The sequence below is a fragment of the Hyphomicrobium sp. genome (assembly GCF_035548195.1).
Classification (GTDB): Bacteria; Pseudomonadota; Alphaproteobacteria; order Rhizobiales; family Hyphomicrobiaceae; genus Hyphomicrobium_B.
The window spans coordinates 148,260-171,534 of record NZ_DASZTY010000024.1 but is presented as its reverse complement, the minus strand read 5'-3'; the positions used below and the strand labels follow the sequence as shown (position 1 = coordinate 171,534).

The 23,275-nt window shown below is 58.5% G+C and carries 24 protein-coding genes; 16 read left to right on the top strand and 8 right to left on the bottom strand.

The features are described 5' to 3' along the window. The first annotated feature begins 111 nt into the window (after positions 1–111). Entirely contained in the window at positions 112–879 is a 768-nt protein-coding gene (locus VHB22_RS09290; RefSeq protein ID WP_325456686.1) for a Bax inhibitor-1/YccA family protein, read from the top strand. A 72-nt stretch (positions 880–951) separates the two neighbouring features. On the opposite strand, the gene VHB22_RS09285 is transcribed toward VHB22_RS09290, so the two are convergent. Further along, on the bottom strand, positions 952–1,338 hold the full coding sequence (locus tag VHB22_RS09285; RefSeq protein ID WP_325456685.1) for a DUF2794 domain-containing protein: 387 nt from the start codon (positions 1,336–1,338) through the stop codon (positions 952–954). Positions 1,339–1,792: 454 nt separating this feature from the next. Between VHB22_RS09285 and VHB22_RS09280 the strand changes: the two genes are divergently transcribed. Further along, positions 1,793–3,877 (top strand): M3 family metallopeptidase, encoded by a 2,085-nt coding sequence (locus VHB22_RS09280; protein ID WP_325456684.1) that lies wholly within the window; start codon positions 1,793–1,795, stop codon positions 3,875–3,877. A gap of 59 nt (positions 3,878–3,936) precedes the next feature. Here VHB22_RS09280 and VHB22_RS09275 read toward each other — a convergent pair whose 3' ends face one another. Together VHB22_RS09275 and acnA are read right to left on the bottom strand one after the other, a co-directional pair. Further along, positions 3,937–4,704: a DUF1223 domain-containing protein gene (locus VHB22_RS09275; RefSeq protein WP_325456683.1), complete on the bottom strand. Its 768-nt coding sequence runs from the start codon at positions 4,702–4,704 to the stop codon at positions 3,937–3,939. Between the two features lie 281 nt (positions 4,705–4,985). Beyond that, positions 4,986–7,700, bottom strand: coding sequence for an aconitate hydratase AcnA (acnA, locus tag VHB22_RS09270; protein ID WP_325456682.1), 2,715 nt, complete (start codon positions 7,698–7,700; stop codon positions 4,986–4,988). A gap of 236 nt (positions 7,701–7,936) precedes the next feature. On the opposite strand from acnA, the gene ccmA reads away from it, so the two are divergent. From ccmA to VHB22_RS09245, 5 genes are read left to right on the top strand one after another with little or no spacing between them, the layout of a single operon-like run. Next, a complete protein-coding gene (ccmA, locus tag VHB22_RS09265; protein WP_414652728.1) occupies positions 7,937–8,560 on the top strand; it encodes a heme ABC exporter ATP-binding protein CcmA in 624 nt (207 codons plus the stop codon). After that, positions 8,557–9,222, top strand: a complete 666-nt coding sequence (gene ccmB / locus VHB22_RS09260) for a heme exporter protein CcmB (protein ID WP_325456680.1) — start codon at positions 8,557–8,559, stop codon at positions 9,220–9,222. Before ccmA ends, ccmB begins: the two co-directional genes overlap by 4 nt. Positions 9,223–9,275: 53 nt before the next feature. Beyond that, the gene (locus tag VHB22_RS09255) at positions 9,276–10,028 is read left to right on the top strand and encodes a heme ABC transporter permease (RefSeq protein ID WP_325456679.1); all 753 of its coding nucleotides are present in this window, start codon (positions 9,276–9,278) and stop codon (positions 10,026–10,028) included. Between the two features lie 4 nt (positions 10,029–10,032). Beyond that, positions 10,033–10,203 (top strand): heme exporter protein CcmD, encoded by a 171-nt coding sequence (gene ccmD, locus VHB22_RS09250; protein ID WP_325456678.1) that lies wholly within the window; start codon positions 10,033–10,035, stop codon positions 10,201–10,203. 5 nt (positions 10,204–10,208) lie between these two features. Then, entirely contained in the window at positions 10,209–10,784 is a 576-nt protein-coding gene (locus VHB22_RS09245; RefSeq protein ID WP_325456677.1) for a DsbE family thiol:disulfide interchange protein, read from the top strand. Between the two features lie 47 nt (positions 10,785–10,831). Here the strand turns inward: VHB22_RS09245 and VHB22_RS09240 are convergent, their stop codons facing one another. The 3 genes from VHB22_RS09240 to pdxY form a co-directional block, all read right to left on the bottom strand. Next, positions 10,832–11,470 carry a carbonic anhydrase gene (locus tag VHB22_RS09240; protein WP_325456676.1) on the bottom strand — a complete coding sequence of 213 codons (639 nt, stop codon included), beginning with the start codon at positions 11,468–11,470 and terminating at the stop codon, positions 10,832–10,834. Positions 11,471–11,488: 18 nt separating this feature from the next. Next, positions 11,489–12,682 (bottom strand): Na+/H+ antiporter NhaA, encoded by a 1,194-nt coding sequence (nhaA, locus tag VHB22_RS09235; protein ID WP_325456675.1) that lies wholly within the window; start codon positions 12,680–12,682, stop codon positions 11,489–11,491. Between the two features lie 80 nt (positions 12,683–12,762). Next, complete coding sequence (pdxY, locus tag VHB22_RS09230) at positions 12,763–13,563, bottom strand: pyridoxal kinase (RefSeq protein WP_325456674.1); 801 nt, start codon at positions 13,561–13,563, stop codon at positions 12,763–12,765. Positions 13,564–13,720: 157 nt separating this feature from the next. Between pdxY and VHB22_RS09225 the strand changes: the two genes are divergently transcribed. From VHB22_RS09225 to VHB22_RS09190, 8 genes are all read left to right on the top strand, one after another. Further along, positions 13,721–14,662, top strand: coding sequence for a CoA ester lyase (locus tag VHB22_RS09225; RefSeq protein WP_325456673.1), 942 nt, complete (start codon positions 13,721–13,723; stop codon positions 14,660–14,662). A gap of 129 nt (positions 14,663–14,791) precedes the next feature. Next, complete coding sequence (locus VHB22_RS09220) at positions 14,792–15,850, top strand: MaoC family dehydratase (RefSeq protein ID WP_325456672.1); 1,059 nt, start codon at positions 14,792–14,794, stop codon at positions 15,848–15,850. A 96-nt stretch (positions 15,851–15,946) separates the two neighbouring features. Further along, on the top strand, positions 15,947–16,357 hold the full coding sequence (gene sdhC, locus VHB22_RS09215; RefSeq protein WP_325456671.1) for a succinate dehydrogenase, cytochrome b556 subunit: 411 nt from the start codon (positions 15,947–15,949) through the stop codon (positions 16,355–16,357). A gap of 2 nt (positions 16,358–16,359) precedes the next feature. After that, positions 16,360–16,740 (top strand): succinate dehydrogenase, hydrophobic membrane anchor protein, encoded by a 381-nt coding sequence (gene sdhD / locus VHB22_RS09210; RefSeq protein ID WP_325456670.1) that lies wholly within the window; start codon positions 16,360–16,362, stop codon positions 16,738–16,740. A 4-nt stretch (positions 16,741–16,744) separates the two neighbouring features. Continuing rightward, positions 16,745–18,592: a succinate dehydrogenase flavoprotein subunit gene (sdhA, locus tag VHB22_RS09205; protein WP_325456669.1), complete on the top strand. Its 1,848-nt coding sequence runs from the start codon at positions 16,745–16,747 to the stop codon at positions 18,590–18,592. Between the two features lie 78 nt (positions 18,593–18,670). Further along, entirely contained in the window at positions 18,671–19,270 is a 600-nt protein-coding gene (locus tag VHB22_RS09200) for a hypothetical protein (protein WP_325456668.1), read from the top strand. Between the two features lie 109 nt (positions 19,271–19,379). Then, positions 19,380–20,159, top strand: coding sequence for a succinate dehydrogenase iron-sulfur subunit (locus VHB22_RS09195; RefSeq protein ID WP_325456667.1), 780 nt, complete (start codon positions 19,380–19,382; stop codon positions 20,157–20,159). A 59-nt stretch (positions 20,160–20,218) separates the two neighbouring features. Next, positions 20,219–20,602, top strand: coding sequence for a VOC family protein (locus VHB22_RS09190; protein WP_325456740.1), 384 nt, complete (start codon positions 20,219–20,221; stop codon positions 20,600–20,602). Positions 20,603–20,786: 184 nt separating this feature from the next. Here VHB22_RS09190 and VHB22_RS09185 read toward each other — a convergent pair whose 3' ends face one another. Together VHB22_RS09185 and VHB22_RS09180 are read right to left on the bottom strand one after the other, a co-directional pair. Next, positions 20,787–20,909: a hypothetical protein gene (locus tag VHB22_RS09185; RefSeq protein WP_325456666.1), complete on the bottom strand. Its 123-nt coding sequence runs from the start codon at positions 20,907–20,909 to the stop codon at positions 20,787–20,789. A gap of 268 nt (positions 20,910–21,177) precedes the next feature. Beyond that, on the bottom strand, positions 21,178–21,768 hold the full coding sequence (locus tag VHB22_RS09180) for a GNAT family N-acetyltransferase (protein ID WP_325456665.1): 591 nt from the start codon (positions 21,766–21,768) through the stop codon (positions 21,178–21,180). A 299-nt stretch (positions 21,769–22,067) separates the two neighbouring features. On the opposite strand from VHB22_RS09180, the gene zapE reads away from it, so the two are divergent. Next, positions 22,068–23,171 (top strand): cell division protein ZapE, encoded by a 1,104-nt coding sequence (gene zapE, locus VHB22_RS09175; protein ID WP_325456664.1) that lies wholly within the window; start codon positions 22,068–22,070, stop codon positions 23,169–23,171. Positions 23,172–23,275 lie beyond the last annotated feature (104 nt).

The following is a 23,275-nucleotide window of genomic DNA, read 5'->3' as shown; positions in this document are numbered from 1 at the left end:
AAGGAGAAAAATTAACCGCATCCCCGAGGGGCTTGAAACAGCAGGCTTACAAGCTCATATCTTGCGCAAGTGCGGCGGTTTGCGCCGCGAACCAACGAGGATTTTACGACCATGGCTGAAGTTTTTACGCGACCGACAGGGCCACTCGGCGGCGCGAGAACATCCGGCGCAATAGACCAGGGGCTGCGCTCGTTTATGCTCGGCACCTATAACTACATGGCGCTCGGCGTGGCCGGAACGGCCGTCGTCGTCATGCTGTTGATGGCCAACCCGGCAGTGATGCAGGCGATTGCGCTCGGGCCTATGAAGTGGGTCATTTTCGCCGCTCTGCTCGGCCTTGGCTGGTTTGCACCCCGTCTGTTCTTCTCCGGTAGCACCGCAACGGCGCATGCCGCTTACTGGGCCTATTGCGCACTCTGGGGCATCCTGATCTCGCCGATGATCGAGATGTTTGTCGCCCGGGGACTTTCTGGCCTCATTGGTCAGGCTTTCTTTATCGCTGCCGCGACATTCGCAGCGACAAGTCTTATTGGTTACACAACCAAGAAGGACATGACCGGGTGGAGCGGCTTCCTTTCGATGGCCTCCATCGGCCTCATCATCGCGATGCTCGTCAGCTTCTTCTTCATCACGGATCCGGGCACGAGCAAGATGGTAAGCTTGGGCATCTCAGCTGTTGTCGTTCTGTTGTTCTCGGTCGTAACGGCGTTTGAGACGCAGGCGATCAAGTCGATGTATATCGAGCAGGCGTCCTACGGTGGGGAAGCCCAGCTGAAGCGCTCATCGATCTTCGGAGCCTTTATGCTCTACGGCTCGTTCATAACCCTGTTCATCCACATCTTGAACATTCTCGGGATAATGAACAGCAACAGCAACTAAACGGACTTTGAGTCCAGATAAAAAGGCCCCGGTTTCCGGGGCCTTTTTTGTTCGATAGAACAGCGAGGGAACCTATCGGCTGACGACGTCCAGCCGATCTTCAAGAACGCTCAACACCCGTTTTAGATCGTGCCCGCGCTTCATGATTAGGCCGCCCGCCGCGATGACGCTGTAAGCGCCTTGCTTTCGCGCCAGCCGCAGGTCCTTTTCGATTCGATAGAGCGCATATTCGCTCGCTCTCCGATAAACGGAGAAAACCGCCTTATCCCGCAGCATATCGATCGCATAGTCCCGCCACACGCCGGAAGCGACCTTGCGCCCATAGAGATCGAGGATCGCTGTCAGCTCATGTCTGTCGAAGGAAGTACGCCGCGCGGGCTCCCGGACAATCGAATCGGAAGCAACGGAGGAAGCCGCCCGTCGCGGGCGGAAAACTATCGGGTCGGTTGTCTCGCTCAATCGAGTCTTCCGCTTGCTGCGTCAATTAAGGATCGCGCCAATACGTCATGAAAGCAAGAGCCGAGGCCAATCTGAGGTATGTGCATCTGTAAAACGTGCACGGAAATACCCCGCGCTCGACAAATTCGCGACCCCGGGAGGGCCATAATCTGCCTCATTGGAACGCGATAGAAATAAGCGTTGCCCGAGGCCTTGCTTCAACGACCGGCTCTGGACACTCAGCCCCCCAGCCCCCCGGGGCCACAGTTTCGGAGCTGGGCCTCTGGCAACTCCCTGAATACCCCCTCTCCGTCTTGGTGTCCCCAAATCAAGACGGCTTAAATCCAAGCGGAATGCGCAAACGGCCGGAATTTTCCGGCCGTTTTTTTGCATTACAGATCGTTATTTTGATCGGCTCAATGCCTGTGTGCTTATATAATGTTACAGCTAGGTGAATTTGGGTATCGTTCGCAACATGACAGTAGCGATCCGGCGGAAGCCCGCGGCCAAGGCGCCGCCGAAGCCTTCATCAAACCCGCTTACTTCCAAATGGACGGCGAGCTTCGGCATGCCGCCCTTTGGCAAAATCGAAGCGCGCCACTTCAAGCCGGCTCTTGAGGCGGCATTCCGCGAGCACAACGCCGAGATTGAGAAGATTGCAGCCAACCCGGCACGGCCGACTTTCGCCAACACAATCCTCGCGCTCGAAAAAAGCGGCTGGCAGTTGTCGCGAGTAGCGTCGGTGTTTTGGAACCTCGAAGCTTCCGATTCCACGCCGGAATTGCAAGCTGTCGCCCGCGACATGGCTCCGCGGTTCGCTGCCCACGAGACTCGAATCCTGCTCGACAAGCGGCTTTTCAAACGCGTCAATGATCTGTTCGAGCGCCGGGATACGTTGAAACTCAGCGACGAAGATCGCCGCGTCCTCGAACGCCATCACCTTGAATTCGTTCGCGCCGGTGCGCGCTTGTCGCCTGCCGAAAAATCGCGCGTGAAGGAAATCAACGCGCGCCTCGCGACGCTCGTGACGCAGTTCATGCAGAACGTGCTGAAAGACGAGCAGTCGTGGCAGCTCGTTCTTGAGACTGAAAATGACCTCGCGGGTCTGCCGCCGTCACTCCGTGACAGTGCCGAGCGTGCCGCCCGCGACGCTGGGGTCCAAGGAAAGGCACTCGTCACGCTGGCGCGGTCGAGCGTCGAAGGTTTTTTGACATTTTCGAGCCGTCGCGATCTGCGAGAGCAGGCGTTCGACGCCTGGATCAGGCGTGGCGCTCACGATGGCGAGACGGACAATCGCCAGATTGTAGCCGAGGCCGTCGCGCTGCGCAGCGAATATGCCCGCCTGATGGGTTTCAAGTCTTTTGCCGAATTTAGTCTGCAGGACACGATGGCCAAAACGCCTGAGGCCGTCGGTGATCTCCTGCACAGCGTGTGGCGCAAGGCCGTCAAACGCGCCAGCGAAGAACGCGACGCACTTCTCGCCGAAGCGCAGCGGAGCGGCGACAATTCGCCGATCTTGCCGTGGGATTGGCGTTATTATGCCGAGAAGGTTCGCAAGGCGAAATTCGATTTCGACGAGTCGAAGCTTCAGCCATACCTCGAACTCGACAACATGATTCGCGCCGCGTTCGATTGCGCAACGCGCCTGTTCGGCTTGAAGTTTAAGGAGCGCAATGATCTCCCGCGCTACCATCCCGAGGTCAGGATCTGGGAAGTTCTGGATCGCTCGGGCGCACACGTTGGCATTTTCATGGGCGACTATTTTGCGCGTTCGTCGAAGCGTTCAGGCGCATGGATGTCGGCTTTCCGTTCGCAGCACAAGCTTGCAAAGGGACAATCGCCGATCATCGTCAACGTCCTGAACTTCGCGAAGGGCGCTGACGGAGCGCCGGCGCTTCTATCGTTCGACGACGCGCGCACACTCTTCCACGAATTCGGTCACGCTCTACATGGCCTGCTGTCGAACGTCACCTATCCTTCCATCTCCGGAACCGCCGTCTCGCGCGATTTTGTCGAGCTGCCCTCGCAACTCTACGAGCATTGGCTCTCGACGCGCGAAGTTCTTGAAAAGCACGCGCGGCATTACAAATCCGGCAAGCCGATGCCGAAATCGCTGCGCGATAAACTGTTGGCGGCCCGCAATTTCAATCAGGGCTTCGCGACCGTCGAATACACGTCGTCGGCACTTGTCGATATGGCCCTCTATTCGGCGAACGGCAATCCGATCGGCGACGTCGAACGCTTCGAGCGTGAGACACTGAACGAGATCGGAATGCCGGACGAGATCGTCATGCGTCACCGTCTCCCGCATTTCATGCACATCATGTCCGGATACGCGGCGGGCTATTACAGCTATCTCTGGTCGGAAGTCATGGACGCCGACGCCTTCGCCGCATTTGAGGAAGCGGGCGACGTGTTTCACAAACCGACGGCCAAAAAGCTCCACGAATATATCTATTCCGCCGGCAACCGCCGCGACCCGCATGCCGCCTACGTCGCGTTCCGCGGCCGCCCCCCGAAAATCGACGGATTGCTAAAGAAACGTGGGCTCGCGGCGTAAGCCGCTTCCATGCAAAGCGGCCTACAATCGTCAATTAGCCCGCAGCGTGCCGCAGTGACTTACCATAGCCCGGCGAGTGTTCCGCCAATGATCGGACCGCTGCGATCCTCCTGAAGCAAGACGACGATCTTCTGGACTTCGGCCTGCATCAGCGCCGCACGGGGCAGCTGCACCTGCATCGGCTGGCCTTTCCAGATGCCGATAGGCGTCAACTCACGCACGATATTCGTATAGGTGAGCTTCTTGCCTTGATTTTCGCCCTGTTTGATATCGACAGTGCCGGACGACTGCACCACGCCGAGCCAGATCGTCGCCTCCCGCGGTGCGTGCCCAGGTTCCTCGCCGCCCAAAGCAAAATTGAGCGTGTTGCGTTCCTGCCAGAAGCGTACCGGGATGTGCTGCGGACCCGCCGTCGCTGCCGTAGTCTTGATCGCCTTCTCGATTCCCGCTTCTGAGGCGCCGTTGACGTGGACTTCCCCGTTTATGATCGCTTGAGGCGTGTAGATGGCGCCGTCGCCGCGGGCGCGCGCATAATTTCGCTGCCGTTCGCTGTTGCGGGGAGACGCGAACGTATCCTTCCAGCCAAGATAGTTCCAGTAATCGACCGGGAGTGACAGGGCGATGATTGACGGATCTTCGGCAAGCTTTTTGAGTACCGCATCGGCCGGCGGACAAGAAGAGCAACCCTGGCTCGTAAAGAGCTCGACAACGGCACGCGGTGCCACCATCGGCTGGCCGGGACCGGGAGGCTCATTCGCGGCCAAAGGCTCGGCGCTTGCGGCGGCCAATGGTGTCAGAAGTGCCAGTACGATGCCAAAAAAACGCATTGCCAATTGCCTGAAGGGGTGAGTGTTCCACCCCCCGTTGCTGTTCTTAAACTCTCGTCCGGCATTAAAAAAGTGAAAGGCTGGAAAGCCATGTCACGAACCGGTGAGGCCGTGGAGATTTCGCCGTATCAATGTAAATCGTTACGGCTAAGTATCCGCTAGTCATCCCGGGGTCGAGCTTCTCGCGCGCCCCGGGACCCAGCTCCGATGCCTGCCGGCCCTGGATCGCGGCTCGTCGCTTCGCCGGGATGGCAAATAGCGCGAGCCGCGTCGCGATCGCGTCAAGCCGCGAGATTGCGCAGCACGTAATGCAGGATGCCGCCATTCTTGAAATATTCGATCTCGTCGAGCGTATCGATACGGCAAAGCACCGGAACGTCGACCGAAGATCCATCTGCCCGCGTGATCGTCAGATCAACAATCTCGCGCGGTTTGATCTTGCTGAGACCTTGGATCGTAACGCGCTCATCTCCCTTGAGGTCCAGCGTGTGCCAGGACGTACCCTCCTGAAAGGTGAAGGGGGCAACGCCCATGCCAACAAGATTTGAGCGATGAATGCGCTCGAATGATTGCGCGATAACCGCCCGGACGCCGAGAAGGTTCGTGCCCTTTGCCGCCCAGTCGCGCGAGGAGCCGTTGCCATACTCGACGCCGGCGAAAACGACGAGCGGAACACCCTCCTGCTCGTAGCGCATTGCCGCGTCGTAGATCGCCATCTCCTCGCCGGATGGATAATGAATCGTCAGGCCGCCTTCCTTCACGTTGCCGTCGGCATCTTTCACCATTGCGTTCTTGATGCGGATGTTGGCGAACGTGCCACGCATCATGACTTCATGGTTGCCGCGACGTGTTCCGTATTGGTTGAAATCGACCGGCTGCACGCCATGTTCGAGCAGATAGCGTCCCGCGGGGCTCGACGTTTTGATCGAGCCTGCGGGTGAAATATGATCCGTAGTGATCTTGTCGCCGAAAAGTCCAAGAATCCGCGCGTCGATAACGTCGCCGACCGGCTTCGCATCGCGCGCGATGGTCTGGAAGTAGGGCGGGTTCTGCACGTAGGTCGACTCGCCGTTCCAGCCGTACGTCAGGCCACCCCCGGTCGCGATCGATTGCCAGTTCGTATCGCCTTTGAAGACATCGGCGTAACGCGCCTTGAACATGTCGCGCGTGATGTTTTCCGCGATAAATTTTTGAATTTCCTGCGTTGTCGGCCAGATCTCTTTGAGATAGACGGGCTTCCCATCCTTGCCCGTGCCGATCGGCTCTTTCGTCAGATCCTTGACCACCGTGCCGGCAAGTGCATGGGCTACGACGAGCGGCGGCGATGCCAGATAATTGGCTTGCACATCGGGACTGACGCGGCCTTCAAAGTTACGATTCCCGGAAAGAACCGCAGCCGCCACGATGCCGTTGTCGTTGATCGCTTTCGAAAGCTCCGGCGCGAGAGGTCCGGAATTTCCGATGCAGGTGGTGCAGCCGAAGCCGACAAGATTGAACCCGATCTTGTCGAGGTAGGTCTGCAAACCCGATTGCGCGAGATAAGCTGCAACGACTTGCGATCCGGGCGCCAGCGAAGTCTTGACCCAAGGCTTGCTCGTCAGGCCGCGTTCGACCGCATTGCGCGCCAGAAGTCCTGCCGCGATCAGCACGCTCGGGTTTGACGTGTTCGTACAGCTTGTGATCGCCGCGATCACCACATCACCGTGGCCAATATCGAACGGCTTGCCCTCGACGGATACCCTCTTCTGCAGCTCTCCGGGTTTCTTGTATTCGGATTCCAGGGCCGTCTCGAAGCCGCTTTTGATATCGCCCAACGCCAGACGGCCTTCCGGCCGTTTCGGCCCGGCCATCGACGGAACGACGTCGCTAAGGTCGAGAGAGAGCGTGTCGGTGAAGACAGGATCGGCGGCCCCCGAGTCCCGGAATAGACCCTGCGCCTTGCAGTAGGCTTCGACCAACGCAATCCGATGCGAGTCGCGCCCCGACATCGTGAGATAGTTGATCGTTTCCTTATCGACGGGGAAGAACCCGCACGTTGCGCCGTACTCGGGCGCCATGTTCCCGATCGTCGCGCGGTCGGCGAGTGTCATGCTGTCGAGACCCGGTCCGTAGAACTCGACGAACTTGTTCACGACGCCTTTCTTGCGCAGCATTTGCGTGACCGTCAGGACCAAATCGGTCGCCGTAACGCCTTCGTTGAGCTTGCCCGTAAGGCGGAAGCCGATGACCTGCGGAATGAGCATGGACTGCGCCTGGCCAAGCATCGCGGCCTCTGCCTCGATACCGCCGACGCCCCAGCCGAGTACGGCAAGCCCATTGACCATCGTCGTATGGCTGTCCGTTCCGACAAGCGTATCGGGATAAGCAACGGTCGTTCCGTCGGACATTTGCTTGGTCCAGACCGTCTGCGCCAGATATTCGAGATTGACCTGATGGCAGATGCCGGTACCCGGCGGCACGACGCGGAAATTATGAAACGCGCCCTGCCCCCACTTCAGAAAATTATACCGTTCGCCGTTGCGCTCATATTCGCGCGCAACATTATCGGCAAGAGCTCTCGGCGTGCCGAATTCATCGACGATGACCGAATGGTCGATGATAAGATCCACGGGTACCAGCGGATTGATTTTCGCCGGATCGCCGCCAAGCTTCGTCATGCCGTCGCGCATCGCCGCGAGATCGACGACGGCTGGCACGCCGGTAAAGTCCTGCATCAAAACGCGCGCCGGACGGAAACCGATTTCCTTCTCGGTCTTGCCTCTGTTGTCGAGCCATTCGGCCATGGCCGCGATGTCGGCCTTGTTCACTGTACGACCGTCCTCGTGGCGCAACAGATTTTCCAGCAGAACCTTCATGGAATAAGGGAGCTTTGAAATTCCCTTCAGCCCATTGGCTTCCGCATCCGGAAGCGAATAGTAAACATAGGATTTGCCCTCGACAGTAAGGGTCTTGCGGCAATTGAAACTGTCGTTCGAAGATGATGCGAGTGCGCTCAAGGTCAGGCCTCCGAAAGATTAAGACGAAGGGCTGCGCCGCCGGAGTGCCGACGGATCGAGGATGTCCCGCGGTTTCACCAACGAGCCCGCGCGACCACTCGCTTTTGCGCTAGCGAAAGATACAACCTGCCTTTTATATAACTCTTCAAAAAAGTGAACCCCTTCACGATTTGGCGATGGCGTCGCAGTTAAATGCGGCAGCCGGTGCTTATTCCGCAGTCACGGATTTCTTCCTAGTGCAACTCATTGCCGAAGACTTGATCATAGACCGTGGCGGCCGCCTTGTGATTGACGGCTTGTCGTTTGCCGTCCCGCGGGGCGAAACGCTTGTCCTCTCTGGCGCCAACGGCGCGGGCAAAACGACGCTTCTGCGGACAATCGCGGGCTATCTGCGTCTCGCCGGCGGCACGATTCGGCTCGAAGGCGGCGATCGGGAGCTGACGATCGCCGAGCAGGCGCATGTCGTCGGGCACACGAATGCCGTGAAGCCGAGTTTGACGGTTTATGAAAACGCCGCCTTCTGGTCGGCCTATCTGAACGCCCAAACCGCGCATCGGAGCCGTGTCGAAACTGCACTTCGCCATTTCGGCCTGGACGAACTCGCCGAATTTCCGGCGGCGTACCTTTCGGCAGGCCAACGGCGACGGCTTGGCCTCGCGCGGCTTCTCGTTGCCGAACGCCCGCTCTGGCTTCTCGACGAACCAACGGTATCGTTGGACGTCGCATCGTCTGAACGGCTCGTCGCGGCCATCAACGACCATACGCGCGCGGGTGGTCTCGCAATCGTTGCGACGCATCTTCCGCTCGCGCTCGAACGCGCCCGGACCTTGGAACTCGTCTCCCGAAGGATAGCCGCGTGAAGAGCTTTTGGGCGCTCGTTCGCCGCGACCTGCAATTGGCCATGCGTGAAGGCGGTGCCATTGGGACAGCGCTGGGCTTCTTCCTGATCGTCGTCTCGATGATGCCGCTCGGCCTCGGTCCGGACCTCAATCTGTTGGCGCGCATCGCCGCAGGCATTCTCTGGATCGCACTCTTGCTCGCTGCGCTCCTGTCTCTGAATCGTATTTTCGAAGCCGATTATGAGGACGGTACCCTCGACGTGCTTGCGACCGGCCGTATGCCGCTGGAACTCGTCGCAGCCGCAAAAGCGCTCGCGCATTGGCTGACAACTGGTATCCCGCTCGCCGTCCTGGCCCCGGTGCTCGGAATTCTGCTCAACCTCGACCTGCGCTCCTATCCGATTTTAATTGCAACGACGCTCGCGGGGACGCCTGCGGTCAGCTTCCTCGGCGCAATTGGCGCGGCATTAACGGTAAGAGCCCGGCGCGGCGGCCTTTTATTGGCGCTCGTCGTTTTGCCGCTTTATGTCCCGACGCTGATTTTCGGCATATCGGCCGTCGGTGCAGCAATGGGACCTTCTGGAATGGGTGCGGCGTTTCTCATTCTGACGGCAATTTCGCTCGCCGCGGTTGTTCTTGGACCGATCGCGGCGGCGGCGGCCCTCCGCATACAACTTCAATAAACGGTAATCTGGCGCTCATTGCGCAGTCATTCCGAAAGGCTTAAACCCCGCCCATGCAGACGCTGACCCAGCAACTCGCAAATCCCACACGCTTCATGGAGCTTTCGTCCAAGGTTCTTCCTTGGGCGTCCGGCATCGCTGCAGCGTTGATCGTCTATGGGCTTTACCTCGCCTTTTTCGATTCTCCTGCCGACTACCAGCAGGGCGAGACGGTGCGCATTATGTACATCCACGTACCCTGCGCGTGGCTCTCAATGATGATTTACGGTTTGATCGCCGTATCGAGCTTCGGCCTTCTCGTCTTTCGCCATCCGCTTGCGGATGTGTCGGCGAAGGCAGCTGCGCCCATCGGTGCGGCGTTTACGTTCTTGGCGTTGCTGACCGGATCGCTTTGGGGCAAGCCGATGTGGGGCACATATTGGGTCTGGGATGCGCGCCTGACCTCGGTATTGATCTTGTTCTTCCTTTATCTCGGTTTGATCGCGCTTCGCGCTGCGTTTGAAGATGAATCGGCAGGCGCGAAATTAACGGCCGTGTTGGCGCTTGTCGGCGTAACAATCCTTCCGATCATCAAGTTCTCCGTCAATTGGTGGAACACGCTTCACCAGCCATCAACCGATTTCACTTCAACCGTCGATCCAAGCATGCGCTGGCCGCTGCTTGTGATGGCGCTGGGTTTCACGCTGATGTTCTTCGCGATGCATCTGAAGGCGATGCGCAACGAAGTTATGCGCCGGCGGGTCAAGGCGATGCGCGCCCAGGCCGTCGCTGGCCGCGACCGCCTAGCCGGACAGGCTGCGGAGTGACGCCATGAACCTCGGACCGCACGCTGCTTTCATCTGGATCTCCTATGCCGCCGTCGCCATTGTTGTTGCCGGACTCATTGTCTGGCTGATCGTGGACGGCCGTAGGCAAGCAGCCGCACTCGAAGCGCTCGGTAAGCGCGGTATCAGGCGCCGGTCCGCGGCTGGCGTGGAGTAGGGACCGTGAGCGACCGTCGATCCACGTTTTTGCGTCTCTTGCCGGTGCTCATCTTCGTCGCGATCGTCGGCTTCTTTGCCATGGCGCTGCGGTCGGGCGATCCGTCACTTGTCCCATCCACGATGATCGGAAAGCCGGTCCCAGAGGGCGTGTTCCCGGCGATCGAAGGCCTTGAAAGGAACGGCAAGCCCGAACCCGGCTTTACCAGCAAAGAACTCGCGAAAGGACATGTGTCAGTCGTGAACTATTGGGCATCGTGGTGCGCGCCCTGCATTGAAGAGCACCCTTTACTTGAGAAGCTGAAAAGCATGGTTTCCGACGTGGACATCTATGGCGTGAACTACAAGGACCGCCCCGATGCCGCGCGCCGTTTCATTGGCCGCTTTGGCAATCCCTTCACGGCTGTCGGAACGGATGCGCAGGGCCGCGCGGCCATCGATTGGGGTGTTTACGGAACACCCGAGACGTTCGTCGTCGATGGCAAAGGAAGGATCGTCTACAAGCACGTCGGCCCGATTTCCGACGAGTCGCTAAAAACCAAATTACTTCCGGCCATCGAGAAAGCGCGGCGGGCCAGTTAGATCGTCCCGCCGGCGTGCTCTTGGAAATGGACGCGCGGCGCCTTCGTCTATAGCGGCTGGAACGCGCCAGTCTCGTTGTCGAAAACGCTCAGCGTTCCCGTTTTTATGTCAAAGTGCGCGCCATGAAGCTGCAATTTTCCAGCCTCTTCTTTCTCACGCACGAATGGAAACGTCCGGAGATTTTTGAGCGACTGCTGGATGCCAGCTAGCTCGAGCGCCCGCTGCTTCTCTTCAGGCGACGCATTTGGATTCGAAGCAAGAACGGCAAGCCGGGCATCCTCAAGCATTGACATCCAGCGCGAGATAAACTGCGCCTCCGTCTGAACGGCGGCATTCTGGTCCCACGCGGCTTTGATTCCGCCACATCCCGAATGACCGATGGTAATGAGATGTTTGAGATCGAGATTCAGGACCGCAAATTCGATTGCCGAGCTGACACCATGATAGTTTCCCCCGGTTTCATAAGGCGGCACGAGATTTGCGATATTGCGCAGAACGAAAAGCTCACCCGGCATCGCGCTGAAAATCGTCTCCGGATCGACGCGGCTATCGCAGCACGAAATGACCATCGTGTCAGGGTTCTGGCCACGCGTGGCTAGCTGTTCATACTGCGCAGCATTCGGCGCGAAGTACCGGAATTTGAAGCGGCGATAGCGGTCGGCAAGCGCCTCCGGAAATCTTTTCATTGAAATTTTCTCTCCTGATTAGGACTCGCCGCGCAGTTTGACGCCTCTGCTTAAGCGGTTATTCGTCTGCGATAGGATGATGTATCCGAGTGTTGCCGAAACGAGAGAGCCTGCCAGCACCCCCAACCTGACACCAGCGCCCGCCTCCGGGTTCGAGAATGCCAACATGCCGATGAAAAGGCTCATCGTGAAGCCAATACCGCCGAGTACGGCTGTGCCGAATAGCTGCATCTCGGTTGCGCCCTCAGGCCGCGCTCCAAGCCCGCTACCGATAGCGGCTCGCGCAAAAGAATAGATGCCGAGCGGCTTGCCGATGATGAGCCCGAGTGCAATGCCAAGAGGAATGGGCGACAGAATTTCCAGCGGCGACATACCAGCGAAGGAAACGCCGGCATTGGCAAATGCGAAAATCGGTAAAATCGCGAAACTCACCCACGGACCGAGTCGATGTTCAAGGCCCTCAAGCGGGCCTTCGCGGCCATTGTCGCCGGTCAGCGGCACGGCGAGCGCCGTTGCAACGCCCGCAAGCGTCGCGTGTACGCCCGATTCCATGACGCAGATCCACACGAATGCCCCGGCGAGTACGTAGGGCCATACTTTCATGACATTGCGATGGTTGAGAAACGCCAACACGGCAACTCCGGCGAACGCCAGGCTAAGTGCCGTCAGAGAAAGACTGGCGGTGTAGAAGATTGCGATAATCACGATGGCACCGAGATCGTCGATGATCGCAAGCGCCAACAAGAAGACCTTCAAACTTTGCGGCACGCGCGAGCCGAGAATAGCCAGGATGCCGACAGCGAATGCAATATCCGTTGCAGCCGGTATCGCCCATCCTCTCAGTGCAACATCATCACCCCAGTTTATGGCCGCGTAAATAACTGACGGCGCGATCATGCCCCCCAGCGCCGCAAAGATTGGCAGTAATGCGGTTTTCCGGCTCGATAATGCGCCGCGGAGCATCTCGCGCTTGATTTCGAGACCCGCCAGAAAAAAGAAGACGACCATAAGTCCGTCGTTGATCCAGTGCAGGATGGATTTCGTCAGCACGGCAGGAGCTTTACCCACCGAAACCGGCATTTCGAGCCAATGCTCGTACGTCTCATGAAAAGGCGAGTTTGCGACCAACAACGCCAAAACGGCGGCGATGAGCAGTGTGAGCCCCGCGGCAACTTCACGGCTGACGCCCGTCGCGTCGGTTTCTGGTTTCATGCGCGATCCTTGCATCCCTCGATCAAGCGCGAACATATTTAGCTGTCGCTGTGGGAGCAAGTGTATTGGCTAGGGAAGGATCAAGACGACAACCATGACCAATCGATCAACGGCAACATCAGCCGGTCGCTTCCTTGGCTCGCTTCAAGTCCGAAGCGAACGCCTTGGATGGCGTGTGTCCACGCATCGGAGATGGAAGCGCCACGCAGCAATCGGGCCGTGAGGAATCCCGTAAAAAGATCACCCGTCCCATGTGGAATATCGGAAAGTTTTTCGACGGTGCTCACAAGGGCGTTGCCATTGCTGACAAGCACGTTCGCAAGCTCCGTTTCGCTCACAGGGATGGAAGTTGCTGCAACGATGGGGCGATCGAGCGAGAGAGCAGCTTCGGTCGCATCGTCGACCGATTGAACATCGCGTCGCGAGAGCCAGCTAAGCTCGAACCTATTCGGCGTCAGAATGTCTGCGACTGGAGCAAGCTTGTCGCGCACGACAGCCGCCGCCTCGGGATCGATATAGAGACCCGTCGGATCGTCGCCGAGAATAGGATCGCAGACATAGACAACCGGCGGATAGAGTTCCCGCATGCGCTGCACGAGTCTTGCGATCCACGCCGCATGCCCTGGAGTTGGTAGGTAACCGGAAAGCACGGCGTCGAACGTGCCGAGCCACCCATTGGCCTCGATCGCTTCCGTCATTTTGCCGAGTTCAGACGGTGCAACTACGATTCCCGCATAGTGTGCGCGCGCCGGATGGTTCGACAGCACGACCGTCGGGAGAGCGACGACCTCGATCCCGGCACGCTGAAGCGGCGCGATCGTGGGGCTGAGACCAACCGTGTCCTGGGCAACGTGTGAGGTGACGACGAGAATTCGGCGCATGGGTCCTTATTCGTCAGATGGATCCTAAGAGGATCCGAATTCTTCTTGGACAGCGAACGGCCTTCTAACACGGCGCACGCCTCGCGAACGGTCGCCATAACGGCAAACCGCCGTTTCTGGCCCAAAAGTTGAACTTTGCGTATCCGACTGATGCGTTATGGTGCATTGCACCATCAACGACGCTTCGGAGCCGATCCAGATGGCGATGAGACCACGGCGCAGCGTTCTTTATGTTCCAGGCGATAACGAACGCGCCATCGAAAAGGCTAAAACGCTTCCGGCGGACGCGATCATTATCGATTTGGAAGATTCGGTCGCGCCCGCGAACAAAGAGCTCGCTCGCCAACAGGCCGTCGCGGCCATCCGCGAGCGTGGTTTTGGCTCCCACGAAGTCATCCTGCGCGTTAATCCGATCGAGACGCCCTGGGGCATGAATGACCTGCACGCGGCGATAGCGGTCAATCCGGACGCAATTCTTGTCCCGAAAGTTTCGCAACCCGGCGATATCACAGGAACGGCGAAAGTCGTCAAAGCAGCGGACGCTGATCCGCATCTTCGGCTCTGGGCCATGATCGAAACCCCGATGGGCATCATCAATGCGCGCGACATCGCCGCCTGCGGTCCCGATCCCGACAATCGCCTCGTCTGTTTCGTGCTCGGTACCAACGACCTATTGAAGGAAAGTCGCGCCCGGGCTGGGAGCAATCGCTTCGCGGTCGTCCCCTGGCTAGCGATGACCCTCGTCGCGGCGCGCGCATACGGGCTCGACGTCATCGATGGCGTCTACAACGATTTTAAGGATGATCTCGGCTTTCGGGCCGAATGCGAGCACGGCAGGACGCTTGGAATGGACGGTAAAACGCTCATTCACCCGTCGCAGGTTATTCCCTGCAATGAGATCTTTTCGCCATCCGAGGACGAGGTCACCTGGGCGCGCAAGATCATCCGGGCATTCGAACAACCCGAAAATGCGCGCAAAGGCGTCATCACCGTCGAGGGCAAGATGGTCGAACGTCTTCATCTTGATATGGCAAAACGCGTGGCAGGCATCGCCGAGGTTATTGCCGCGCGCTCTCGAATCGATGAGCCATGGTTCTAATGAATTGCCTAACTTCAAGGTATCTGCGGCCCTAGAGCGCGTCCGGGGCTTCGGAAAAAGGTTGCGGCCCGCCCGCCACATCCGGAAAAAGAGCCGCACCGATAATACGCAAGACCAAAGGCGAGAAAGATGGCTGGCACGAAAACCAACGCGGGTAACTTCTTTGAAGATTTTCGCTTCGGTCAGATTATTCATCACGCGACCCCTCGTACCGTCACCGACGGCGACGTCGCGCTCTATACTGCGCTATACGGCTCGCGTTTCGCCGTTCAATCGGCGGACACCTTCGCCAAAGCTATCGGCTACCCGCGGGCGCCACTCGATGATCTGCTGACGTTTCACGTCGTCTTCGGCAAGACGACGCCGGATATCTCGCTAAATGCCATCGCCAACCTCGGCTATGCCGATTGCCGCTTCGTGACGGCCGTCTATCCCGGCGATACCCTTACCTCGACGTCGGAAGTAATCGGGCTCAAGGAAAATTCCAACGGCGAGACTGGCACGGTCTACGTCCGCTCGACCGGTCGCAACCAGGACGGCCAGATCGTCCTCGAATATTGCCGCTGGGTAATGGTCCGCAAACGTTCGAAGGGCTCACCCGCGCCGGAAGCCGTGGTGCCGAAGCTCCCCGAACGTGTCGATCCGAAGGATCTCGCGAGCGCCGTTCCGCCCCTAGATATCGCGAAATACGATTTCGAGCTTGCCGGCTCTCCCTATCGTTGGGGCGACTACGAGGCGGGAGAGAAAATCGATCACGTCGATGGCATGACGCTGGAAGAAGCCGAACATCAAACAGCAACACGCCTCTACCAGAACACCGCAAAGGTTCACTTCAACCAGCACACCGAATCGAAAGGCCGCTTCGGCAAGCGCATCGTCTATGGCGGCGTCGTCATCTCGCTGGTTCGTGCGCTATCGTATAACGGTCTTGCAAATGCCTTTCATCTGGCCGCGATCAACGGAGGCCGCCACGTTGCCCCGACCTTTGCGGGCGACACGATTTATGCGTGGTCCGAAATCATCGAGAAGGCCGAAATTCCGGAGCGGCGCGATATCGGAGCACTTCGTGTGCGCATGATCGGGGTGAAAAATCAGGATTGTTCGACGCTACCGTTGAAAACGGAAACGGGCGAGTACGCTGACGGTGTCGTCCTGGATCTCGATGCATGGCTCGTCCTGCCGAGATAACGCGCGACAGGAAGCTTGAACGAATGTGGCATTTGGCGAATTGCCGCGGCCGCCGCGAGACGCTAAAACGCTGCTTCGACCGGCAGAAGGTATCCGATGGACGCTTCAACTGAGCGGGTGCGACCCGAGCGGCCGCTCTCGCCGCATCTCCAAATTTATTCGCCGCTGATCAATATGGTGACGTCGATCCTGCATCGCATCACCGGCGCGGCGCTCTATGTCGGGTCCCTATTGCTCGTGGTTTGGCTGCTGGCGGCAGCGACTGGCCCCGATGTTTACGACTACGTCGCAGCTCTCTTTGCCACGTGGCCCGCGAAACTTATTCTGCTGGGCTATACCTGGGCTCTGATGCTGCACCTGCTCGGCGGCCTCCGGCATCTGATCTGGGATACCGGCGCGGGGTACGAGCTCAAGACTACCGACATCCTATGTTGGGGCTCTCTCGCCCTCTCCTTTGCGCTGACAGCTTTGATTTGGATCGGCGTCGCTGCTTCGGGAGGCCTCTGATCATGTCGATGCGAACACCTTTGAAAACAGCGCGCTACCTCGGATCTGCGAAAGAAGGCGCCGATCATTTCTGGAAGCAGCGTTTAACCGCCGTTTCGAATGCCGTCCTCGCGGTTTTTCTTGTCTGGCTCATCGCCTCTCTCGTTGGAGCCGACTACGCGACAGTTAAAGCGAAGCTCGCCAATCCGCTGATCGCACTGGGCCTGCTGGCGCTTGTGACCTCGGGGGCCATTCATATGCGGCTCGGAATGCAAACGATTATCGAAGACTACGTTCACGACGAAGGGACGAAGATCGTCGCGCTCATGCTCAATACCTTCTTTGTCATCGCCATTGCGCTCATCGGCATCTTTTCGGTGCTGAAGCTTAGCTTCGGAGCCTAGCCGGATGTCGAAAAGCAACGGCAAAGCCGACGGAATGGAAGCCGCGCCTGCTGTCAACGGCTTGGCCTACCCGATCGTCGATCACCAATACGACGTCGTGGTCGTCGGGGCTGGCGGGTCGGGCCTCCGAGCGACGCTCGGCTGTGCGGAAGCCGGACTGAAAACGGCATGCGTCACGAAGGTCTTTCCGACTCGCTCGCACACCGTCGCAGCGCAAGGCGGCGTCGCAGCGTCCCTCGGAAACATGGGCCCCGATGATTGGCGCTGGCATATGTACGACACCGTCAAGGGCTCCGACTGGCTCGGCGATCAGGACGCCATCGAATACCTGTGCCGTCACGCGCCTGCTGCAGTCTACGAGCTTGAACACTATGGCGTCCCATTCTCCCGCACCGAAGATGGCAAAATCTATCAGCGCCCGTTCGGCGGGATGACGACTCACTTCGGCGAAGGTCCGCCGGCTCAACGCACCTGCGCTGCTGCTGACCGCACCGGCCACGCCATGCTGCATACGCTTTATGGTCAGTCGCTGCGCCATTCGGCCGAGTTCTTCGTCGAATATTTCGCGCTCGATCTCATCATGGATCAGGATGGCGCCTGTCGCGGTGTGATGGCGCTCAACCTCGACGACGGCACGGTCCATCGGTTCCGCGCCAAGAAAACCATCCTGGCGACCGGCGGCTACGGGCGCAGCTACTTCTCCTGCACGTCTGCGCATACGTGCACGGGTGACGGCAACGCGATGGTCCTGAGAGCCGGTCTGCCGTTGCAGGATATGGAATTCGTTCAATTTCATCCGACCGGCATTTACGGCGCGGGCGTTTTGATCACCGAAGGTGCGCGCGGCGAAGGCGGCTATCTGACCAACGCCAACGGCGAGCGCTTCATGGAGCGCTACGCCCCGCACGCCAAGGACCTTGCGTCGCGCGATGTGGTTTCGCGTTCGATGACGATTGAAATTCGCGAAGGACGTGGCGTCGGGCCGGAAGCCGACCACATCTTCCTGCACCTCGATCACCTCGATCCGAAGATTTTGGCCGAACGCCTCCCGGGGATCACCGAGAGCGCAAAGGTGTTCGCAGGCGTCGATTTGCGACGCCAGCCGATCCCGGTACTCCCGACCGTCCACTACAACATGGGCGGCATCCCGACGAATTATCACGGCGAGGTCCTGACCAAGACGGACGGCAATCCCGACCATGTGGTCCCGGGATTGATGGCCATCGGCGAAGCCGCGTGCGTTTCTGTACACGGCGCCAACCGGCTCGGTTCGAACTCTCTGATCGATCTCGTCGTCTTTGGTCGCGCGGCCGGTCTGCGCTGCGCCGAGACGATCGAACAAGGCGCCATGCAGCCGGATCTGCCCAAAGATGCACACGAGCCTGCGCTCACCCGTCTCGATCGCTTCCGCTATGCCAAGGGCGGGACGCCAACCGCGGCGCTTCGGCTCCGCATGCAGAAGACGATGCAATCGAATTGCGCCGTCTTCCGTGATGGTCCGGTCCTTAAAGAGGGTATAGAAAAGATTCTGGCCATCTGGCGCGATGCCGAAGACATCTCGGTCACCGATCGCTCGCTCATCTGGAACTCGGATCTCGTCGAGACGCTGGAATTCGACAACCTGATCGCGCAGGCGGCCGTAACCGTCGCCGGTGCAGAAAATCGCAAGGAAAGCCGCGGCGCTCACGCGCGGGAAGATTATCCGAAGCGCGACGATGTCAATTGGATGAAGCACACGTTGGCTTGGGCAGATTACCGAACGAAGTCGGTCAAGCTCGACGACCGGCCCGTGCACACCCACACGATGACGAACGAGGTCAAGTACATCGAGCCGAAAGCCCGCGTTTATTGAGGTGCATTATGCGCAGGAAGCGTACAAATAGCGCTGCTCGACATGCCTATGGTGCGCTGCCGGGAGGTGGCACGCGCCTTGAGTAAGAAAGCCTCAGAAGACTCAGACGACGCCGACACGCGCATGCCGCCCGATCCGTTTGCCGCGGTGTTGCCGGCGCTCGCGGCACTAGGGGCCATCACGTCGATTGCCGCTATCAATTGGTCAGGCGAAGGCAAGATTGCCTCCCGCACGCGAACCAAGCGAAAGACGTCTGCCTCTCTTCGCGACCTTGAGACATGCTGCCTGGGTCTGGCGGAAATTTTTCATCGCTTCCAGCGACACCCACGGGTGTTTGCTGGAGAAGGCGGACAAGCCGCGGCGCCACTGAAATTCGGCGTACATGGCCAACGCATCCGCGCCGACGCGCAACGGCTTTACCTGCAACTGATGAACGACATCGCGTCGATGTTGGTACTTGCAGCCCAGAACGCCTTCGACGTCATGACGGCCATCGAGGACGGCGACATCGACGCCCCGGAAGAAATTTTCTTTGCGTTTGGGGAGCAGCAGGACCGGCTCAACACCGTTCTTCAATCGCGGGTAACGTTACGGGTCGCCGTCGATACCGGGGCCGACATTGCAGAGCGCCTGACTGGGCTTGTTCGCGAGCTGAAAACATACCAAAAGCCGGCTTGAACGACCAAAGCATAAGCCCCGCGACCCGCGCTGCCGTTGACAGGTCAGCGCGATCAGCGTTTCTGTCTAACCCAATCTCTTAGCGCACACGGGAATTCCCGGCAGACACATGGTTCAGCTGACGCTTCCAAAGAATTCGAAAATCCACAGAGGCAAGACGTGGAACAATCCCGGCCGCGACGGCGATTGGAAGGAATTCCGCATTTATCGCTGGAATCCCGAGGACGGCGATAACCCGCGCATCGACACGTACCATATCGACCGCAAACAATGCGGGCCGATGGTTCTCGACGCCTTGATCAAGATCAAGAATGAGATCGACCCGACATTGACGTTTCGCCGCTCCTGCCGCGAGGGCATTTGCGGTTCGTGCGCCATGAACATCGACGGCACCAACACGCTGGCTTGTCTTAAAAGCATCGACGACGTCGCGGGCGCCGTGAAGATTTATCCCTTGCCGCACATGCGGATCGTCAAGGATCTCGTGCCGGACATGACGAATTTTTATGCTCAGCACCGTTCGATCGAGCCGTGGCTTAAGACTGATACGCCGACGCCACCGAAGGAATGGAAGCAGTCGCGAGATGACCGCAGCAAGCTCGACGGGCTCTATGAATGCATTCTCTGCGCATGTTGTTCGACCTCGTGTCCAAGCTATTGGTGGAATTCCGACCGCTATCTCGGTCCGGCGATCCTGCTGCAAGCCTATCGCTGGGTGGTTGACAGCCGTGACGAGGCGACGGGCGAACGTCTCGACAATCTCGAAGATCCGTTCCGGCTGTACCGCTGTCATACGATCATGAACTGCGCGAAGGCTTGTCCGAAGGGGCTTTCCCCGGCAAAAGCGATTGCAGAACTGAAAAAACTGATGGTCGAGCGGCGCGTCTGATGGGTTGGAACTTCTTACATCGGGCGCCGGAACGCGCTGCCGAACCTGCTATGCAGGATATCCTCGATCACATCGGCTTTCCGGTCGCGAACTATGCCCGCTCGCTGCTGTTCTACACAAAAGCGCTGGAGCCGCTAGGCATCTCTTTATTGAAGGAATTCAGCCTGTCCGACGACGGCGTCGACGGATATGCTGGATTTGGCCGTCAGCGGCCGCAATTCTGGATCGGGACAGGCGAAGCGCTGAAGGGTCGTCTCCATGTGGCCTTCACGGCTGCGGATCGCCAGCAGGTCCACGAATTCTATAAAGCTGCAATCGCCGCCGGAGGCCGCGACAATGGCCCTCCCGGCCCTCGGCCGCATTATCATGAGAATTATTACGGTGGATTCGTTCTCGATCCGGACGGCCATAATATCGAAGCCGTAACGCATTTGCCGGAATAACGAATAAATCGCGGCTTTTATTATATTGAGTTCAAGTCGTTTCTTAATAAAGAAATGGCCGGTGACGCGTATCGCTGTCGCCGGCCATTTTGAAAAAGATTGGCGCCGGAGCGCCGCACTACCTTTATCCAGTTCGTCCCCAAGTCCGAATGCCCAGTCCAGAACTCGGGAAGCGAAAACCGGCTTAGGCAGCTCTCCTCTTTGCGGCCTTCTTTGCGGCCTTCTTCGCCGGCTTGCGCACCGTCTTCTTGGCGGCTTTCTTCGCGGCGGGTTTCTTTCTCTTCGCTGCTTTAACTGCTTTAGCCATAGGTTTAGTCTCCCTCTAGAGTTCGAATCAGCTCGAACTATGCAAACATGAGCAACTTCGAGAAGTTTGTGGACAGAGAAGTTTGAAATTGCGAGTAAAACGGAGTTTATTAACGCGAATTGTTGCGTAAATGTCGCAATTTTTCTTATTTTTCCACCGCTCTTGGCCTTTTTCAAGTTTTCAAAGTCGGAATTTCGCGCATTCCGAGTCGCAAATCGAATCACAATTCGAATCCGAATTCGTCATCTCGACGGCTCAACGATGCAATTCAATGCCGGTCGCTGATGCGCGTCTGTAAATCGAGCGCTGCATGCAGATACGTCATCGGTTCGTCGATCATCTCAGACACCATTGATCGATAGTCAGCGCGATCGGGAACGATCTCGGCAAAGATGGAGCCGTCTGCAATCCTGAGATCGGCACCGTAGTGACGCGCGATAGCTTGCATCTTCGCGTTATCGGGAAGACAGACGAGCGTGAGATGGCTGAATCCGCGATTGCGCGCCGTGCGGATGATGCGCCCCATCAATTGCGTGGCGATGCCACGATTTGCGAACGGGCGCTCCACAGAAAAGGCAACCTCGGCGCTGTCGTGACTCATAAGTGCGCCCGGTCTGAGTTCGGCAACGCCGCGCACTTCGCCTTCGACGAAATATCCGAAGGCGACGTTTCCGAAATCGCTCGCATGTGAAGCGTAGCTGGCGATAAATGCGTTCGAGACGTCGTGACCGAAGCGGCGATGGCGTGCTTCATGATCCAGGCGTTGCAAATGATCTCTGAGCAGATAGCTTTCGCTCGCAAGTAGCCGCCGGATAAATCCGAATGGCGTCTCATCGGAGATGTGAGCCTCTTCCGACATCTCGAAACTCCTTGTGTCATTCGCCGCCCGCGGACCGTCGATCGGGTCAAGCCGCTGCAACCTCTACAAAAAGGTGCTTAATTTGTGCATTGCGATAGCCGTCATTGCATTGCAGCAATGCGTTTTCAGGCGACGGATCGGCGCAAAGCGCGCGACGGCGGCGTCTGCCGGCGCTGTTCGATCTAAGCGGGGCGAATCGGGTGACATTCGGTCGCGCGTTACGCGCCCAGGTAAGACGGCCGGAATGTTGCGCGCGCGATACCTGAGAGCTTACCGAAGACGATCAACGGGCGGGACGCATGGGCACGATCATCGAAAGTTATCAACACCGTCTCGCCGCGCGCGAACTCGAGCCTGATGCCGCGCAAGCGCAGCTGGCAGAACGGCTGGACACGTTGCAGTCCGAGTTAAGTTCCGCTCGAAAACGGAACGGCGTACTGGCCCGAATACTTGGAAAGGCACCCGCGCCGTGCCGGGGTCTCTATATCTGGGGGTCGGTCGGTCGCGGCAAAACCATGCTGATGGACCTTTTTTTCGAAGGGACACAGTTCGAGCCGAAGCGCCGCGTTCACTTCCACGAATTCATGGCCGAGGTTCATGATCGCATCGGAGCCGCACGCGAGCACACGCCCGGTGATCCCATTCCGCATGTGGCGCGCGCCATCGCGGAAGAAGCGCGGCTTTTGTGCTTCGACGAGATGCACGTCACCGATATTGCGGATGCGATGATCCTTGGCAGATTGTTCCGGGCTTTGTTCGATGCAGATGTTACGGTCGTCGCAACGTCGAATGCGCGCCCGAAGGATCTCTATAAGAACGGTCTGAACCGGCAGCTCTTTCTTCCTTTCATCGATCTCATCGAAGCCCACATGGAGGTCGCCGAACTCAAGTCGCTGAAAGACTTCCGCCTCGATAAATTGTCTGGTGCGGAGCTATACTTTTATCCGGCAGATGCGGCAGCGAAGGCAGCGCTCGATGCCCACTGGGATCGCCTCACTGGAAAACATCCCGGACGGCCGCAGATCTTGGATGTCAAAGGCCACAAGCTCCTCGTGCCGCTGGCTTCCGTTGGAGTCGCGCGCTTTGCTTTCGACGAGCTTTGCGATCGGCCGCTCGGAGCCAACGACTACCTGCGCATCGCGCACGCATTTCACACCGTGATCGTAGATAACATTCCAATCCTGACGCCTGACCGCCGCGATGTTGCACGCCGCTTCATAAATCTGGTGGACGCACTTTACGATAGCCGGATCTGCCTCATCGCCTCGGCAGCGGCCGCCCCGCAAGCCCTCTACCCGGCAGGAGACGGATCGGAATTGTTCGAACGAACCGCATCTCGGCTGATGGAGATGCGCTCCGAAGCTTATCTTGCAGGCCATTCCGGCGGCCGGGCGCGACACTGATCTGGCGGACAGGCAAAGGCGCCTTGGCATGCAATTCCGCTTTGCTACGAAAGTTGCGGCTTGCCTTTGTTCGTCCAACGAATTTGATTAGGCACAAAGAGCGG

What these genes read in the sequence shown, in the direction of transcription:
- VHB22_RS09290 (WP_325456686.1), top strand. Translation starts at nt 112, where the DNA reads ATGGCTGAAGTTTTTACGCGACCGACAGGGCCACTCGGCGGCGCGAGA.
- VHB22_RS09280 (WP_325456684.1), top strand. Translation starts at nt 1,793, where the DNA reads ATGACAGTAGCGATCCGGCGGAAGCCCGCGGCCAAGGCGCCGCCGAAG.
- VHB22_RS09275 (WP_325456683.1), bottom strand. Translation starts at nt 4,704, where the DNA reads ATGCGTTTTTTTGGCATCGTACTGGCACTTCTGACACCATTGGCCGCC.
- VHB22_RS09255 (WP_325456679.1), top strand. Translation starts at nt 9,276, where the DNA reads ATGCAGACGCTGACCCAGCAACTCGCAAATCCCACACGCTTCATGGAG.
- ccmD (WP_325456678.1), top strand. Translation starts at nt 10,033, where the DNA reads ATGAACCTCGGACCGCACGCTGCTTTCATCTGGATCTCCTATGCCGCC.
- VHB22_RS09240 (WP_325456676.1), bottom strand. Translation starts at nt 11,470, where the DNA reads ATGAAAAGATTTCCGGAGGCGCTTGCCGACCGCTATCGCCGCTTCAAA.
- nhaA (WP_325456675.1), bottom strand. Translation starts at nt 12,682, where the DNA reads ATGAAACCAGAAACCGACGCGACGGGCGTCAGCCGTGAAGTTGCCGCG.
- pdxY (WP_325456674.1), bottom strand. Translation starts at nt 13,563, where the DNA reads ATGCGCCGAATTCTCGTCGTCACCTCACACGTTGCCCAGGACACGGTT.
- VHB22_RS09225 (WP_325456673.1), top strand. Translation starts at nt 13,721, where the DNA reads ATGGTGCATTGCACCATCAACGACGCTTCGGAGCCGATCCAGATGGCG.
- VHB22_RS09220 (WP_325456672.1), top strand. Translation starts at nt 14,792, where the DNA reads ATGGCTGGCACGAAAACCAACGCGGGTAACTTCTTTGAAGATTTTCGC.
- sdhC (WP_325456671.1), top strand. Translation starts at nt 15,947, where the DNA reads ATGGACGCTTCAACTGAGCGGGTGCGACCCGAGCGGCCGCTCTCGCCG.
- sdhD (WP_325456670.1), top strand. Translation starts at nt 16,360, where the DNA reads ATGTCGATGCGAACACCTTTGAAAACAGCGCGCTACCTCGGATCTGCG.
- sdhA (WP_325456669.1), top strand. Translation starts at nt 16,745, where the DNA reads ATGTCGAAAAGCAACGGCAAAGCCGACGGAATGGAAGCCGCGCCTGCT.
- VHB22_RS09195 (WP_325456667.1), top strand. Translation starts at nt 19,380, where the DNA reads ATGGTTCAGCTGACGCTTCCAAAGAATTCGAAAATCCACAGAGGCAAG.
- VHB22_RS09185 (WP_325456666.1), bottom strand. Translation starts at nt 20,909, where the DNA reads ATGGCTAAAGCAGTTAAAGCAGCGAAGAGAAAGAAACCCGCCGCGAAG.
- VHB22_RS09180 (WP_325456665.1), bottom strand. Translation starts at nt 21,768, where the DNA reads ATGTCGGAAGAGGCTCACATCTCCGATGAGACGCCATTCGGATTTATC.
- zapE (WP_325456664.1), top strand. Translation starts at nt 22,068, where the DNA reads ATGGGCACGATCATCGAAAGTTATCAACACCGTCTCGCCGCGCGCGAA.